The sequence below is a fragment of the Stutzerimonas kunmingensis genome, assembly GCF_900114065.1.
In the GTDB taxonomy this organism is placed as follows: domain Bacteria; phylum Pseudomonadota; class Gammaproteobacteria; order Pseudomonadales; family Pseudomonadaceae; genus Stutzerimonas; species Stutzerimonas kunmingensis.
On record NZ_FORS01000003.1, the window covers coordinates 347,589 to 363,510 of the forward strand.

The following is a 15,922-nucleotide window of genomic DNA, read 5'->3' on the forward strand; positions in this document are numbered from 1 at the left end:
CCGATAGGAGAATCCATCGATGCTCAAGAAAACCCTCGCCGCACTGGTCCTCGGTTCCGCACTGGTCGGTGGCCAGGCATTCGCTGCCGACTACGCCATCGACAAGCAGGGCCAGCACGCCTTCGTCAATTTCAAGATCAGCCACCTCGGCTACAGCTGGCTGTGGGGCACGTTCAAGGATTTCGATGGCAGCTTCAGCTTCGATGCGGACAAGCCGGAAGCGAGCAAGGTCAACGTCACGTTGAAGACCGCCAGCGTCGATACCAACCACGCCGAGCGCGACAAGCACCTGCGCAGCGATGACTTCCTCAACGTCGACAAGCACCCGGCAGCGACCTTCGAGTCGACTTCGGTGAAGTCCACCGGCGACGGCACTGCTGACATCACCGGCAACCTGACGCTTAACGGCGTGACCAAACCGGTGGTGATCGCTGCCAAGTTCATCGGCGAAGGTGATGATCCCTGGGGTGGCTACCGTGCCGGTTTCGAAGGCAGTACCACGCTGACGCTGAAGGACTTCGGCATCAAGATGGACCTCGGGCCGGCGTCGCAAACGGTCGATCTGATCATCTCGGTCGAAGGTGTGCGCAAGTAAACGCTCCCCGTGGAACCCGAACGCCGGCATCTTGCCGGCGTTCTGCGTTTGCCTGGATTATGTATCGGCGCGGATTGCGCAGCGGACAAAGCTGTGGCGAACGGGCCTATGAACACACCTTTTGCAATATTTGCAGCAGGTCCGACGAGTCTTTTCAGGTTTACAGACAGTCATGGATGTAAGTATATTTCGGCCCTTTCCGCTCTCCGCGTCTGCGGTGTGCTGTTGCCCACTCCCGCCTGCCAGGTTTTCAAGAGGTCTAACCATGCCAATCAAGTCAGCCAATGCTGCCCTGATGTCCATTCTCGCCATGGCTGTTTTCCTGGCCGGCTGTCAGGAAGAAGCAGCACCTCCGGCCCAGCAGAAGCCCCAGGTCGGTATCGTGACCCTGCAGGCGGAGCCGTTCGCGGTAACCACCGAGCTGCCCGGGCGTACCCGCGCCTACCGCATCGCCGAGGTGCGACCGCAGGTCAACGGCATCATCCAGAAGCGCCTGTTTACCGAAGGCAGTGACGTAAAGGCCGGGCAGCAGCTGTATCAGATTGATCCATCGGTATACGAAGCCACGTTGAAGAGCGCCCAGGCGAGCGTGGCGTCCAGCAAGTCGCTGGCCGACCGTTATGCCGAGCTGGTCAAGGACCAGGCCGTCAGCAAGCAGGCCTATGACGAGGCCCGCGCAGCCAGCCTGCAGGCCGAAGCAGAGCTGGAGCGCGCGCGCATCGACCTGCGCTACACCAAGGTGCTGGCGCCCATCTCCGGCCGCATCGGCCGTTCCGCCGTCACCGAAGGTGCGCTGGTCAGCAATGGCCAGGCGCAGGAGCTGGCGACCATTCAGCAGCTCGATCCGATCTATGTCGATGTCACCCAGCCTGCCCGTGATCTCTTGGCGCTGCGCCGCGATCTGGCCGAAGGCCGGCTGCAGAAGTCCGGCGAGAACGCCGCGCGGGTCAGCCTGAAACTGGAAGATGGCAGCGATTACGGCCATGAGGGCAAGCTCGAATTCAGCGAAGTGACGGTCGACCCTGGTACCGGTTCGGTGACCCTGCGCGCCGTATTCCCGAATCCGGACAAGAATCTGCTGCCGGGCATGTTCGTCCATGCGCAGCTGGTGGCCGGCATGAAGAGCGAGGCGATCCTGGTTCCGCAGCAGGGCGTCACCCGCAACACCAAGGGTGACCCGACCGCCATGGTGGTCAATGCCGAGAACAAGGTGGAAGTGCGCCCGATCAAGACCGAGCGTGCCGTGGGCAATCGCTGGCTGGTCGGTGACGGCCTGCAGCCGGGCGACCGCGTGATCACCGAAGGCCTGCAGTTCATCCGGCCGGGGGTCGAGGTCGAGGTGGCTCCGGCTACCAATGTCGATAATCGCGGTGGGGTGTCTGCACAACCCCAAGGCCAAGAAGGCTGAGGGGTTCCTAGTCATGTCCAACTTCTTTATCGACCGGCCGATCTTCGCCTGGGTGATTGCTCTGGTGATCATGCTCGCCGGCGGCCTGTCCATCCTCAACCTGCCGGTCAACCAGTATCCGAGCATCGCCCCACCCGCGGTCGGTATCTCGGTGACCTACCCGGGCGCCTCTGCACAGACCGTGCAGGACACCGTGGTGCAGGTCATCGAACAACAGCTCAACGGTATCGACGGGCTGCGCTACATCAGTTCGTCGAGTAACTCCGACGGGAGCATGGAAATCACCGTGACCTTCGATCAGGGCACCAACCCCGATATCGCTCAGGTCCAGGTGCAGAACAAGCTGCAGCTGGCAACGCCGCTGCTGCCGCAAGAGGTTCAGCAACAGGGCATCCGCGTCACCAAGGCCGTGCGCAACTTCCTCATCATCATCGGTCTGGTATCGACTGACGGCAGTCTGGATCAACGCGACCTGGCCAACTACATCGTCGCCAACATGCAGGACCCGATCTCGCGGACCAAGGGTGTGGGCGACTTCCAGGTGTTCGGTGCCCAGTACGCGATGCGCATCTGGCTCGATCCAGCCAAGCTGAACAACTTCAGCCTGACGCCGGAGGATGTCAGCTCGGCGATCCAGGCGCAGAACGTCCAGGTGTCTTCCGGCCAGTTGGGTGGCTTGCCGGCGCTGCCCGGGCAGCAGCTCAACGCCACGGTGATCGGCAAGACCCGTCTGCAGACTCCGGAGCAGTTCCGCAACATCCTGCTCAAGGTCAACAGCGACGGCTCGCAGGTGCGTCTGGGTGATGTCGCCAAGGTCGAGCTGGGCGGTGAGAACTACTCGGTCAGCGCGCATTTCAACGGCAAGCCGGCTGCCGGCCTGGCGTTGAAACTGGCCACTGGCGCCAACGCGCTGGATACTGTCGAAGGCGTGCGCAAGACCATCGACGAGCTCAAGCCGTTCTTCCCGCCGGGCGTCGATGTGGTCTACCCGTACGACACTACGCCGGTCATCTCCGCCTCCATCACCGGTGTCATGCAAACGCTGCTCGAAGCGTTCGTGCTGGTGTTTCTGGTGATGTACCTGTTCCTGCAGAACTTCCGCGCGACGCTGGTTCCGACGCTCGCGGTACCGGTGGTGCTGCTGGGCACCTTCGGCGTGCTGGCGGTGTTCGGCTTCAGCATCAACACGCTGACCATGTTCGCCATGATCCTGGCCATCGGCCTGCTGGTCGACGACGCCATCGTGGTGGTGGAAAACGTCGAGCGGGTGATGCGCGAAGAAGGGCTCTCGCCTCTGGAGGCGACGCGCAAGTCCATGGGCCAGATCCAGGGCGCGCTGATCGGCATTGGTGTGGTGCTGTCGGCGGTACTGCTGCCGATGGCCTTCTTCGGAGGCTCGACCGGGGTCATCTACCGGCAGTTCTCGATCACCATCGTATCGGCGATGGTGCTCTCGGTGCTGATGGCGCTGATCTTCACGCCAGCGCTGTGTGCCACATTGCTGAAGCCGATCGACAAGGGCGACCATCACGAGAAACGCGGTTTCTTCGGCTGGTTCAATCGCTCCTTCGAGCGCAGCGTCAATGGCTATGAGCGCGGTGTGAAAGCCGTGCTCAAGCGCAAGGCGCCGTTCCTGCTGCTGTATGTGCTGATCGTCGGCGTCATGGTGGTGCTGTTCAACCGCATTCCCAGCGCCTTCCTGCCGGAAGAGGACCAGGGCGTCCTGTTCGCTCAGGTCATGACCCCGTCGGGCTCGACTGCCGAGCGCACCCAGCAGAGCATCGACGCCATGCGCAGCTATCTGCTGGAAGAGGAGGGCGACATCGTTCGTTCCGTCTTTACCGTGACCGGCTTCAGCTTCGCCGGCCGCGGTCAGAGCTCGGGTATCGCCTTCATCAGCCTGAAGCCTTGGAGCGAGCGGACCAACGAGGAGGACGGCGTATTCGCCCTGGCTCAGCGTGCGCAGCAACATTTCGCCAGTTTCCGTGACGCTCAGGTATTCGCCTTTGCGCCGCCGGCGGTGATGGAGCTGGGTAACGCCACCGGTTTCAACCTGTTCCTGCAGGACCGCGCCGGCGTTGGCCAGGAAGTGCTGCAGCAGGCCCGCGACAAGTTCATGCAGCTGGCCAGCCAGAGTCCGGTGCTGACCCGGGTGCGGCCCAATACCCTGCGCGACGAACCGCAGTATCAGGTGCTTATCGACGATGAAAAGGCGCGGGCACTGGGCGTTTCGCTGGCGGCGATCAACAGCACCCTGTCGATCGCCTGGGGTGGGCGCTACGTCAATGACTTTATCGATCGAGGGCGGGTGAAGAAGGTGTATTTGCAGGGCGTTCCGGACGCGCGCATGAGCCCTGAGGATTTGCAGAAGTGGTATGTGCGTAACGATGCCGGCGAGATGGTGCCGTTCAGCGCCTTTGCCAGCGGCGAATGGACTTACGGTTCGCCGAAGCTGTCCCGCTACAACGGCGTCAGCGCGATCGAGATGCTCGGCGAGCCGGCGCCCGGCTACAGCTCGGGTGATGCCATGGCCGAGGTGGAGCGCATCGCCGCTCAGCTGCCGCCGGGGGTGGGCTATTCCTGGACCGGGCAATCCTACGAGGAGCGGCTGGCCGGCTCGCAGACGCTGGCGCTTTACGCCCTGTCGCTGCTGGTGGTGTTCCTCTGCCTGGCGGCCTTGTACGAGAGCTGGTCGATTCCGTTCTCGGTCATGCTGGTGGTGCCGCTTGGCATCGTCGGTGCGCTTGCCTTTACGCTGCTGCGCGGCCTTTCCAACGAGGTGTTCTTCCAGGTGGGCCTGGTCACTACCATTGGTCTGTCGGCGCGTAACGCGATCCTTATCGTGGAGTTCGCCAAGGCGCTGCACGAGCAGGGCATGAGCCATGTCGATGCGGCATTGCAGGCATGTCGCATGCGTCTGCGGCCGATCATCATGACGTCGCTGGCGTTCATTCTCGGGGTGGTGCCGCTGGCGCTTGCTTCCGGGGCTGGCGCGGGCAGTAAGCACGCCATCGGTACTGGCGTGATCGGCGGGATGATCTCCGCTGCGGTGCTGGCGATTTTCTGGATTCCGTTGTTCTACGTGATGATCTGCACAATCTTCGACCGCACGAAGCCCGCCAACGAAGGTGTGAAGGAGGACTCGCTGTGAACAAGTCTCTGTTGAGTCTGGCGCTCGTGGCGGCGCTGAGTGGCTGCTCGCTGATCCCCGAGTATCAGCGTCCGGATGCGCCGGTCCCGGCCGACTGGCCGCAGGGCGAAGTCTATTCGAAGCCATCCCCCGAGGCTCGGGCGCAGGCGCTCGGCTGGCGCGAGTTCTTCCGTGATCCGGCGCTGCAGCAGCTGATCGAGGTCGCGCTGGAGAACAACCGCGACCTGCGCGTCGCCGCGCTGAACGTCGATGCCTACCGTGCGCTGTACCGCGTGCAGCGCGCCGATGTGCTGCCGGCGGTGAGCGCCGATGGCGCTGGCACCCGCAGCCGTACACCGGGCGATCTGAACATGAGCGGCGAGCCGGCCATCAGCAGTCAGTACAGCGCCACCTTCGGCGTGTCCTGGGAACTGGATCTGTTCGGCCGCCTGCGCAGCCTGCGCGACCAGGCCCTGGAAGAGTTCTTCGCCAGCGAGGCCGCGCAGCGCAGCACGCAGATCAGCCTGATCGCCAGTGTCGCCAATGCCTGGCTGACGCTGCAGGCCGATCAGGCGCTGCTGCAGGTCACCCGTGACACGCTCAAGACCTACGAGGAAAGCCTGGGCCTGACCCAGCGCAGCTTCGATGTCGGCGTCGCCTCGGCGCTGGAACTGCGTCAGGCACGCAGTGCGGTGGACAGCGCGCGGGTGAGCATCGAGCAGTACACCCGCCTGGTGGCGCAGGACCGCAATGCCCTGACCCTGCTCCTGGGCCAGAGCCTACCGGCCGGTCTGCCGAGCGGCGAAGGTCTCGAGCGCACCCAGCTGGCGACGTTGCCGGTCGGGTTGCCCTCGGACCTGCTGCAGCAACGCCCGGATATTCTCCAGGCGGAGTACCAGCTGCGTGCGGTCAATGCCAGCATCGGCGCCGCGCGTGCGGCCTTTTTCCCGCGCATCAGCCTGACCGGCGCGGCAGGGACCGCCAGCCGTGAGCTGTCCGGCTTGTTCGACGGCGGTTCCGGTTACTGGAGTTTCTCGCCGAGCATCAGCGTGCCGATCTTCAATGCCGGCCAGTTGCGCGCGAATCTGGACTACGCAGAGATCAGCAGGAACATCCAGGTCGCGCAATACGAGAAGGCGATCCAGACCGCATTCCGCGAAGTGGTCGATGGTCTCGCGGCGCAGGCCACCTACACCCGCCAGGTGCAGGCGCAGCGGGATCTGCTGGCGACCAGCGAGGACTACTACAACCTTGCCGAGCGCCGTTATCGCACCGGCGTGGACAGCTATCTGACCGTGCTCGATGCGCAGCGCCAGTTGTTCAGCGTGCAGCAGCAGCTGATCAGCGATCGCCTCGCGCAGATGACCAGCGAGGTCAATCTGTTCAAGGCCCTGGGTGGCGGTTGGCGGGGAATGCCACAGGCGGCGCCTGCCGAGGGCTGAGTGACATCGACGGCTGCCCCCGGTTCTGGGGACGGTCGTCGAGTGGATACAAAAACGCCGCCCGATGGGCGGCGTTTTTGTTTCGGGCGCGGCTCAGGCCTCGCGGTTGCGCGTCAGCAGCGCCGGCTTTTCGCCACGCGGGCGAGACGGCAGCTGCTCGAGCTGCTCCAGACTGGGCAGCCGATCGATCTTCGATTCCTTGTGGATGATCACTGGCTGCTTTTCACGCGGCTTGGCAGCTTCCTGGCGCGCGACGGCTGGCTCTTCGATCCGTCGGCTGTCGTTCTTGCGCCGTGGCTGGCCGTTGCGCGGCTGGCCGCTGCGCGCCGCCTGGCCTTGGCCCGTACCCGGACGTTTGCCCTTGCCGGCGGGAGCACCAGCAGCGCCAGGGCGTGCGGCTCCGGCGGCACGTGGCGCGGCACCAGCCGGAGCCGGAGCCGGAGCACCAGGGCGCCGGCCGCGGTTCTGCTTGTTCTGATACGGGCTGACGTAGTCGACACGATTGCCGAAGTTGTCCACTTCGTCATCGAGAAACTCGTCCGGAGCACGGTTTGGCGGCAGCTGCGGAGGTCGAGCAGCGGTTTGCGCTTCACTGGCGGCTCCATCGCGAGCAGGCTTGCGCGCCTTGCTCTGGCTGCGGCGGTTGCGTTCCTTCTGCTCGGTGCCTTTCTCTGCCGGCTTTTCGCGCTCAGCGCGAGCCTTGCGTTCGCCACGCTGCGGACGCGGCTGGCGCGGTTCGCGCACCTCCGGCTTCTCCGTCTCGATGGCGCTGGCATCGAAGCCCATCAGATCGCCTTCAGGGATGCGCTGCTTGGTCATGCGCTCGATGCCCTTGAGCAGCTTTTCCTCGTCCGGCGCGACCAGCGAAATGGCTTCACCGCTGCGCCCGGCACGGCCAGTACGGCCGATGCGGTGTACGTAGTCTTCCTCGACGTTGGGCAGCTCGAAGTTGACCACATGGGGCAGCTGGTCGATATCCAGACCGCGGGCGGCGATATCGGTGGCGACCAGGATGCGCACCTGGTTGGCCTTGAAGTCAGCCAGAGCCTTGGTGCGGGCGTTCTGGCTCTTGTTGCCATGAATCGCGGCAGCCGGCAGGCCGTGCTTTTCCAGATACTCGGCCAGACGGTTGGCGCCGTGCTTGGTGCGGGTGAAGACCAACACCTGCTCCCAGGCACCCTGGGTGATCAGGTGCGCGAGCAGAGCGCGCTTGTGGCTGGCAGCCACGCGGAACATTCGCTGCTCGATACGCTCGACGGTAGTGTTCGGCGGCGTGACCTCGATGCGCTCGGGGTTGTGCAGCAGCTTGCCGGCGAGGTCGGTGATGTCCTTGGAGAAGGTCGCCGAGAACAGCAGGTTCTGGCGCTTGGCCGGCAGCTTGGCGAGGACCTTCTTGACGTCATGGATGAAGCCCATGTCGAGCATGCGGTCGGCTTCGTCGAGGACGAGAATTTCCACGTGCGACAGGTCGATGGCTTTCTGGTTGGCCAGGTCGAGCAGGCGACCTGGGCAGGCGACCAGCACGTCAAGACCCTTGGCAACCGCCTGGATCTGCGGGTTCATGCCGACGCCACCGAAGATGCAGGTGCTCTTCAGGGGCAGATCGCGGGCGTAGATCTTGAAACTGTCGTGAACCTGGGCGGCGAGCTCGCGGGTCGGTGTCAGCACCAGCACGCGCGGCTGTTTCGGGCCGTAGCGGTGTTCACGATCCGGGTGACCACCCGGAAACAGCAGTTCGAGTACCGGCAGGGCGAAACCGCCTGTCTTACCGGTTCCGGTCTGGGCGGCGACCATCAGGTCGCGGCCTTGCAACACGGCGGGAATGGCCCGCTGTTGCACGGGAGTAGGCTGGGTATAACCGGCGGCCTCGACGGCACCGGCCAAAGCCTCGGAGAGACCGAGGGAAGCAAAGGACATGAGTAATCCTGTCTTGTTAGGGGCGAGGCCCTGGGATGATCATGCCTGGCTCGAATCGCGACTGGCGTGCGATCCCGTCCGGTCCTGCCGCGGGTCATATGTGCGGCATCCGGGCGTAAGCCTGGCGGAAGCGCGGAGTATAACAGAGCCTGTTAACGCCGCATTGCTCTGACAGTGTCGCAGGTCACGGGTTCATTAGCCAGCTCCGTATTTCTACGGAGCCGGCTGGTGCTCAGCGTGACAGCCCGAGGTTGTTCCAGATCGCCAGGCTCGGCTCGGCCTGGTTCAGCGTGTAGAAGTGCAGGCCTGGCGCACCGCCGGCCAGCAGCTTCTGACACATCTCGGTGATGACCTGCTCGCCGAAGGCCTGGATGCTCTGCATGTCGTCGCCGTAGCTTTCGAGCTGTTTGCGCACCCAGCGCGGAATCTCGGCGCCGCAGGCATCGGAGAAGCGTGCCAGCTTGCTGTAGTTGGTGATCGGCATGATGCCAGGCACCACCGGGGTTTCCACGCCGAGTTCGCGCACGCGCTCGACGAAGTAGAAGTAGCAGTCGGCATTGAAGAAGTACTGGGTGATGGCACTGTCGGCGCCGGCCTTGGCCTTGCGCACGAAGTTGGCCAGGTCGTCTTCGAAGTTGCGTGCCTGCGGATGCATTTCCGGGTAGGCGGCAATCTCGATATGGAAGTGATCGCCGGTCTCGCTACGGATGAATTCCACCAGCTCGTTGGCGTAGCGTAGCTCGCCGCTGGCCATGCCCATGCCGGACGGCAGGTCGCCGCGCAGGGCGACGATGCGCTGGATGCCAGCCTCCTTGTAGAGGTTCAGCAGTTCGCGCAATTCGGCCTTGGTGTCGCCGACGCAGGACAGGTGCGGAGCGGTCGGCACCTTCACCTCGCCGTCGAGCTGCAGCACGGTGTTGAGCGTGCGATCGCGGGTCGAGCCACCGGCACCGTAGGTGCAGGAGAAGAAATCGGGTTGGTAGCCGGCCAGCTGGCGGGCCACGTTCAGCAGTTTTTCGTGCCCGGCTTCGGTCTTGGTGGGGAAGAACTCGAAGCTGATGGATGGGCGGTTCGAAGCGGTCATTCGGTTATTCCTTGGGCTGCAGGCTGCTGGCGACGAATGCAGGGTGCAGGTCGTCGCCAGCAGCATGACCTGCTTAGTAGCGGTAGCTGTCCGGCTTGAACGGACCTTCGACGGTCACGCCGATGTATTCCGCCTGCTTGGTGGTCAGCTGGGTGACCACGCCACCGAAGCCCTTGACCATTTCCAGCGCCACTTCCTCGTCGAGCTTCTTCGGCAGCACCATGACGGTGACGTTCTGGCTCTTCTCGGCCACTGGCAGGTCGGCGAACTTCTCGTTGTAGAGGTGGATCTGCGCCAGCACCTGGTTGGCGAAGGAACCGTCCATGATCCGGCTCGGGTGGCCGGTGGCGTTGCCCAGGTTCACCAGGCGGCCTTCGGCCAAGAGGATCAGGTAGTCGTCGTTGGTCGGGTCGACGGTCTTGCCGGTGCGGTGGATCTTGTGCACCTGCGGCTTGACCTCTTCCCAGCCCCAGTTGGCGCGCATGAAGGCGGTGTCGATCTCGTTGTCGAAGTGGCCGATGTTGCATACCACGGCGCGCTTCTTCAGCGCCTTGAGCATGCCGGCGTCGCATACGTTGACGTTACCGGTGGTGGTGACGATCAGGTCGATCTTGCCCAGCAGGGCCGCATCGACGCTGGCTTCGGTGCCGTCGTTGATGCCGTCCTTGTAGGGGGAGACCAGCTCGAAGCCGTCCATGCAGGCCTGCATGGCGCAGATTGGATCGACTTCCGAGACCTTGACGATCATGCCTTCCTGGCGCAGCGACTGTGCCGAACCCTTGCCGACGTCGCCGTAGCCGACGACCAGCGCCTGCTTGCCGGAGAGCAGGTGGTCGGTAGCGCGCTTGATGGCATCGTTCAGGCTGTGACGGCAGCCGTACTTGTTGTCGTTCTTGCTCTTGGTTACAGAATCGTTGACGTTGATCGCCGGGATCTTGAGGGTGCCACCCTTGAGCATGTCGAGCAGGCGATGCACGCCGGTGGTGGTTTCCTCGGTCACGCCGTGGACGCGCTCGAGCACCTGCGGATACTTGTCGTGCAGGATCTGGGTCAGGTCACCGCCGTCGTCCAGCACCATGTTGGCATCCCACGGCTGGCCGTCCTTGAGGATGGTTTGCTCGATGCACCACTCGTATTCTTCTTCGGTCTCGCCCTTCCAGGCGAACACCGGGATGCCGGCAGCGGCGATGGCGGCAGCGGCCTGGTCCTGGGTGGAGAAGATGTTGCAGCTCGACCAACGCACTTCCGCGCCGAGCGCGATCAGCGTCTCGATCAGCACGGCGGTCTGGATGGTCATGTGAATGCAGCCGAGGATCTTCGCGCCCTTGAGCGGCTGCTCGGCGGCGTATTTCTTGCGCAGGCCCATCAGCGCGGGCATTTCGGATTCGGCGATGATGATTTCGCGGCGGCCCCAGGCAGCCAGGGAAATATCGGCGACCTTGAAGTCGGTGAAACCGGCAGGCGTCATGACAGCACTCATCGAAGAGTTCTCCATTCGTATAGATGCGAATGGGCGCCGTTGATGCGTTCTGGAAACGCCCCATCCGAGCCTGACAGGTTTCATCCTGCTGCAGCGCCCCTCGGACGGGTGGCGGGCACGGTCGAAGCGGAGTCGACCGGGAAAAAGCCCGGCGATTATAGCTGCGCCGCGCGGCAATCCCAACCCCGCGCCGCGCGAACTACAGCGAGCGAGCGCGGGTCGAAAACTACAGGTTCGGTGACCCTTGCCGGGCGAAACCGTTTCAGGAGACCGCCATGAACCCCATGCTTCGCTTAGCGCCCGTGTTGCTTGTCGGCGCCTTCAGCCTGCCTGCCGCCGCCAAATCCTGCTACGTGCACAGCGAAACCTCCGGCGCGGTTCCTGCGCCAGTGGTGACCGAGCAGTGTTTCGAATTCCACGGCGTGGACAAGGACGACGCCATCGACTGGGTCTGTCAGGACAGCGAGGCGGTGAAGAACTCCCGCCGCGAGCTCCGCGACAGTTGTCCCGACGGCCACTTCGGTGCCTGCACCGCGCCGATGACGGCAGAGACCCTGGCCAACGAACGTGCCACTGGCTCCCATGCGAAGAACGGTACCTTGCCCAGCCAGGTGGGCGGCGATGCGACGATCGTCACCTATCACTATCACGCCACTGATCGGGCCCAGGCCAAGATCGATTGCGAAAGCGCTGGCGGCAGCTGGTCGCAATAGCCTGCTGAGCAATCTTGGCTGACGGAGTCGAAACCCGACTGATTTGTTCAACCGCGCATGGACGGGGATAATCCCGCGCTTTGCATCGACGAGTGGTTGAACCATGAAGCTGAGTCTGCTGAGCTTGCCCCTGATTGCTGTCCTGGCGCTGACGGGCTGCGACCGGGTCGACCCCAATTCCCCGTTGGGCAAGCGCAAAGCGATCTACCAGGCGATGCTCGATACCAAGGAAGACCTTGGCGGCATGCTGCGCGGGCGCATCCCGTTCGACGGCGAAGGCTTCAGTGCAGGCGCGGCCAAGCTGGACGAGCTCTCGCGGCAGCCTTGGCAGCATTATCCTGATGTGAAGGAAGAGCAGAGCGATGCGCGTGACGACGTCTGGCAGCGTCAGGAGCGTTTCAACGAGATGGCCCGCGAACTGGAAGCGACCACGGAAGCGCTGGTGAGCGTGACGACCTCCGCCCCGGTTACTGCACAAAGCGTGGCGCCGGCGTTCCAGCGGGTCGAGGATGCCTGTGAAGCCTGCCACAAGGAGTTCCGCGCCTACTAACGGCGCAGCGATTCGAGCTTTTCCCGCGACTTGGCCAGCTGATTGCGGCGCAGCTCGATCAGCTGGGCATCACCGGTGCCCAAAGCCTCGCGTAGCAGCGTCTCGCGCCGCTCAACCTGGCGATTGGTGTGATCGTATTCGACTTGATGCGGGTGCAGGGCAACCACGCCCTGGCACTGCTCGGTCAGGCCCTGCAGTTCGCTGTCGAGTTGCGTCTGGCGCAGCTTGTCACCCAGCAGGCGCGCCTGCTGCAGCTGTTCGCGCAAGGCCTGGCGCTGGTCGTGGCACTGGCTATCGGCGTTGGGGGCCGCGCTAGCCAACGGGCTGATGGCGGTAGCGCCGATCAGCAGGGCAATCGGCCAATGTCGCAAAGACATGCCTCGCCTCCATAATTGTTATCCAGCACCTATCGACCGCGACATTCGGGGGAAAGTCCCTTCAGAACCCCGAAACACCGACAGCGCGCAGCCTGTGACGCAGCAGCTGCAGCTCCGACGCATGAAAGAAGGCATGCAGCTGTTCTGCGCGTGCCTTGCCAACCCCCGGTTCCGCCTGCCATTGCGCCACGCTGCGTGCCGCCAGTACGTCCCAGTCGGGCTGCAATGTGAGCGGCAGATTGATCGGCATGCCGAGCGCTTTGAGCCATTGGCCCGCTGGCCTCTGCCGGGCGAGAGCGAAGCTCGCGACCAGCTTGCTGGCGCGCGCCTTGCCGATGCCAGGGACCTGTTGCAACGTCGCCGCGTCCAGCTCCAGCCAGGCGAGCAGATCGGGCAGCAGTCCGGCGTCCAGCAGGGCCTGCCAACTGCCTTGGCCTACCCCGGCAAGGCCAAGCCCCTGCTTGCCGCTCAGCCAGACCATACGGGCGATGAACTGCTGCTCACAGCCCGGCGTCGGCTGCCAGCAGCTGTGCGCGTGATACTGCGATGGGTCCGGTGCCGCGACCTCTGCCCGTTCGGTGCTGCGCCAGACCACCGAGTCCAGTTGCGGGATGCTATGCCCGGCGAGCGCAACTGCGACCTGATCGCGGGGGCGCACATCCAGTTCGCGCCAGCGCTCCAGCGAGCCGAGGCTGAGCGTACGGATACGGCGATCATCGAGATGTACCGGCGCCAGCTGCAGCATGGGCGTGATGCGCCCGGTGCGGCCGATGCGAAACTCCACGGCGCGGACCTCGGTCACCCCCTTGCGCAGCGGATGTTTCCAGGCCGCCGCCCAGTGCGGCTCTGCCTGCCAGCGCTCGGCAGGCGGGCGCGTGCCTTGCCGCAACACCACGCCGTCGGTGGCGAACGGCAGCGGTTGCCGATACCACTGTTCGCGCCAATGCTGCGCTTGTGCGGGACCCTGTAGCGGCAGACTGAACCGCTGACTGTCGCTGAACCCCATGGCGGCCAGCCGCTGCAGACGAGGGGTCATATGCTCCGGCCCGTTCGGCCAGTCCCAGACGAACAGGCCGATCTGCGCCGCGGTATCGGTGTCCAGCCGGTTGCTGGCCATGGCGCCGGCAACACGGCTGCGCGCGCCAGCGCTGCCAAACTCCGCCTGCACATGCTGCTCCAGACGCCAGTAAAGTTCGCCCTGCAGTATCACCTCGCCAGGCGCTGCAAGTCGGGACGGAACCGCCGGCAGCTGTCGGAGGTGGGCTGTCCAGTCCTGTCCGCTGTGACCATCGCCGCGGCTGATGGCTTGCTGCAGCAGTCCGTCGCGATAGACGAGGGTGACCGCCACGCCGTCCACCTTCGGTTGAATCCAAATATCTTCGCGACGCGCGATCCAGTCCGCGACCGCCTGCTCGTCGGTGAGCTTGATCAGTCCGGTCTGCATCACCGGATGCGGTACCGGACCGCCGGCGCCGGCCAATGGCTCCGGAGCCGCGAGGGTGCTCGGGAAACAACGCTGCCAGTCGTGCAGGCGAGCACGGCTCTGGTCGTAGATTTCGTCATCCACCAGCGACAGGCCGCGGCGGTGATAGGCCTCGTCCCAGTGTTGCAACTGCTGTTGGAGACTGGTGATTTCCTGTTGCGCTCGCGCAGCGTTCCAGGTCGGACAGCTGGCGAGGCAAACGGACGAGAAGAGGTACAGCGATAGCGCGATCAGACGTTGCATGGCGAGCATCCTTGCTCTGATGAGTTGGGCTGGCCTCCGATCGTTGAAGGCCAGTGACTCATTGTCGCCAGCTCGATGCGGCGCGACCGTGCGTCAGCGCATATTGAACAATTCCTGGTGGAAGTCCCTCGGTGGCAGGCCGTGGCGTTGCAGGTCCCTACTCAGATCCTGACCGAAGCCGGCCGGGCCGCAGAACCAGACGTCGCTGTCCTGCCACTGCGGTGCCAGCTGGCGAAGGCGCTCTGGCGTGAGGCGTCCGCCTTCGCTGGCCACCAGTACGTGCAGGCGCACCCGGGCGCGCTCGGCCAGTTGGCGGATGCGCTCGATAAAGCCCTGGTCCGGCGCGCTGGTGCAGTAGAACAGATCGACATTGTTGCCTTTGCCGCTCTCGGCTAGCGCCTGTAAGCGGCCAATGAACGGCGCGATGCCGATGCCGCCGGCGACCCAGATCTGGCGCGGCTTGCGACTGTGAAAATCGAAACAGCCATAAGGCCCTTCGACCTTCACCGCGTCGCCCACCTTCAGGGTGTCCGGCAGGGTGCGGGTGTAGTCACCGAGACCCTTGATGGAGAAGGCCAGCTTGCCGTCGTTGCACCAGGCTGAGGACAGGCTGAAGGGGTGCGGTCCTTCCTTCTCGTCGAAGGTGACGAAGGCGAACTGCCCGGCCTTGTGCCCCGGCCAGGGACCGTCGAGCTTGATATCGACGCGCAGCACGCGGTTGTCGCGATGATGGGTAAGTCCATCAATGCGGCCGACGACCTGATGCTTGCGGCCGATGCGGCGCAACAGCGAAATGCAGGCCGCGACGGAACCCGAAGCCATCAGCACGGCGAGGACCAGGCCCAGCGGCGAGGTCCAGTAGTCGGGCGGGGTCAGCACCACCGAGTGCGCCACCAGAGCCAGATAGACCAGCGCCAGCCAGCGGTGCGTCTTGAAGAACCAACGGTAGGGGAAGCTTTTGACCAGCGCCAGTACGATCAGAATCGCCGCCGCGTAGAAGGCCCATTCGCCGATCGTCTCGGCGAGGCCGCGAAAGCGCTGCAGCAGGGCAAAGATGCCCTCATGCATCTGGCCCTCACCGGCACGTCGCGCCGGCTTTTCCAGCCAGCCGAAGCCGACCAGCCATTTCGGTATCTGCCCCCAGCCCCAGTGGAAGATGGCGATCACCAGGGCGCTGATACCAAGCCACTTGTGCAGTCGATAGGTCTTGTCCAGGCCGTCGAAGAAGCGTTCGAAGCGCCGTGGCCGTGCCGCCAGCACCATCGCCACGCTCATCGCAACGATGCCGAGCACGCCGCTGTAGTGCACCAGTACCTTGCGCAGCGGCCAGAACTGGTAGCGAGCCATGATGAAGTCGTCCACCAGCAACCAGAGCAGCGTCAGTCCGACGAACAGCGCGACGTAGGTGAGTTTTATCTGTCTCATTTCGGGAAAGCCTCCTTGCTGGCGACCCGTGTGCCAGCGCTTCCAAGCATGTATGCAGTGCCGCGACGCCGCCAT

General features: G+C 64.2%; 12 protein-coding genes and 1 riboswitch. Of the genes, 6 read left to right on the forward strand and 6 right to left on the reverse strand.

Features of this window, described 5'->3' with window-relative positions; translation table 11 throughout:
- Positions 1–19 precede the first annotated feature (19 nt).
- From BM275_RS09690 to BM275_RS09705, 4 genes are all read left to right on the forward strand, one after another.
- Entirely contained in the window at positions 20–595 is a 576-nt protein-coding gene (locus tag BM275_RS09690; RefSeq protein ID WP_090520846.1) for a YceI family protein, read from the forward strand.
- Positions 596–860: 265 nt separating this feature from the next.
- Positions 861–2,003, forward strand: coding sequence for an efflux RND transporter periplasmic adaptor subunit (locus tag BM275_RS09695; RefSeq protein ID WP_090520847.1), 1,143 nt, complete (start codon positions 861–863; stop codon positions 2,001–2,003).
- A gap of 13 nt (positions 2,004–2,016) precedes the next feature.
- Positions 2,017–5,154, forward strand: a complete 3,138-nt coding sequence (locus tag BM275_RS09700) for an efflux RND transporter permease subunit (protein ID WP_044315565.1) — start codon at positions 2,017–2,019, stop codon at positions 5,152–5,154.
- A complete protein-coding gene (locus BM275_RS09705; RefSeq protein WP_044315566.1) occupies positions 5,151–6,575 on the forward strand; it encodes an AdeC/AdeK/OprM family multidrug efflux complex outer membrane factor in 1,425 nt (474 codons plus the stop codon). The genes BM275_RS09700 and BM275_RS09705 overlap by 4 nt, the downstream gene beginning before the upstream one ends.
- A 93-nt stretch (positions 6,576–6,668) precedes the next feature.
- Here the strand turns inward: BM275_RS09705 and BM275_RS09710 are convergent, their stop codons facing one another.
- The 3 genes from BM275_RS09710 to ahcY all read right to left on the reverse strand — a co-directional run bounded on the left by BM275_RS09710 (position 6,669) and on the right by ahcY (position 11,056).
- Complete coding sequence (locus tag BM275_RS09710) at positions 6,669–8,492, reverse strand: RNA helicase RhlE2 (RefSeq protein WP_090520849.1); 1,824 nt, start codon at positions 8,490–8,492, stop codon at positions 6,669–6,671.
- A 232-nt stretch (positions 8,493–8,724) separates the two neighbouring features.
- Positions 8,725–9,576, reverse strand: coding sequence for a methylenetetrahydrofolate reductase [NAD(P)H] (metF, locus tag BM275_RS09715; RefSeq protein WP_090520851.1), 852 nt, complete (start codon positions 9,574–9,576; stop codon positions 8,725–8,727).
- A 73-nt stretch (positions 9,577–9,649) separates the two neighbouring features.
- Complete coding sequence (gene ahcY / locus BM275_RS09720; protein ID WP_090520853.1) at positions 9,650–11,056, reverse strand: adenosylhomocysteinase; 1,407 nt, start codon at positions 11,054–11,056, stop codon at positions 9,650–9,652.
- 24 nt (positions 11,057–11,080) lie between these two features.
- Positions 11,081–11,164, reverse strand: a riboswitch (S-adenosyl-L-homocysteine riboswitch).
- 167 nt (positions 11,165–11,331) lie between these two features.
- Between ahcY and BM275_RS09725 the strand changes: the two genes are divergently transcribed.
- Both BM275_RS09725 and BM275_RS09730 read left to right on the forward strand, forming a co-directional pair.
- On the forward strand, positions 11,332–11,769 hold the full coding sequence (locus BM275_RS09725) for a hypothetical protein (protein ID WP_090520855.1): 438 nt from the start codon (positions 11,332–11,334) through the stop codon (positions 11,767–11,769).
- A gap of 103 nt (positions 11,770–11,872) precedes the next feature.
- Complete coding sequence (locus BM275_RS09730) at positions 11,873–12,319, forward strand: c-type cytochrome (RefSeq protein WP_090520858.1); 447 nt, start codon at positions 11,873–11,875, stop codon at positions 12,317–12,319.
- Here BM275_RS09730 and BM275_RS09735 read toward each other — a convergent pair.
- The 3 genes from BM275_RS09735 to BM275_RS09745 form a co-directional block, all read right to left on the reverse strand.
- The gene (locus tag BM275_RS09735) at positions 12,316–12,696 is read right to left on the reverse strand and encodes a DUF1090 domain-containing protein (protein WP_014818769.1); all 381 of its coding nucleotides are present in this window, start codon (positions 12,694–12,696) and stop codon (positions 12,316–12,318) included. The genes BM275_RS09730 and BM275_RS09735 overlap by 4 nt on opposite strands.
- Positions 12,697–12,757: 61 nt before the next feature.
- Positions 12,758–14,422, reverse strand: a complete 1,665-nt coding sequence (gene ligB, locus BM275_RS09740; RefSeq protein ID WP_090520860.1) for an NAD-dependent DNA ligase LigB — start codon at positions 14,420–14,422, stop codon at positions 12,758–12,760.
- 93 nt (positions 14,423–14,515) lie between these two features.
- Positions 14,516–15,847 (reverse strand): ferredoxin reductase family protein, encoded by a 1,332-nt coding sequence (locus BM275_RS09745; RefSeq protein WP_090520861.1) that lies wholly within the window; start codon positions 15,845–15,847, stop codon positions 14,516–14,518.
- Positions 15,848–15,922 lie beyond the last annotated feature (75 nt).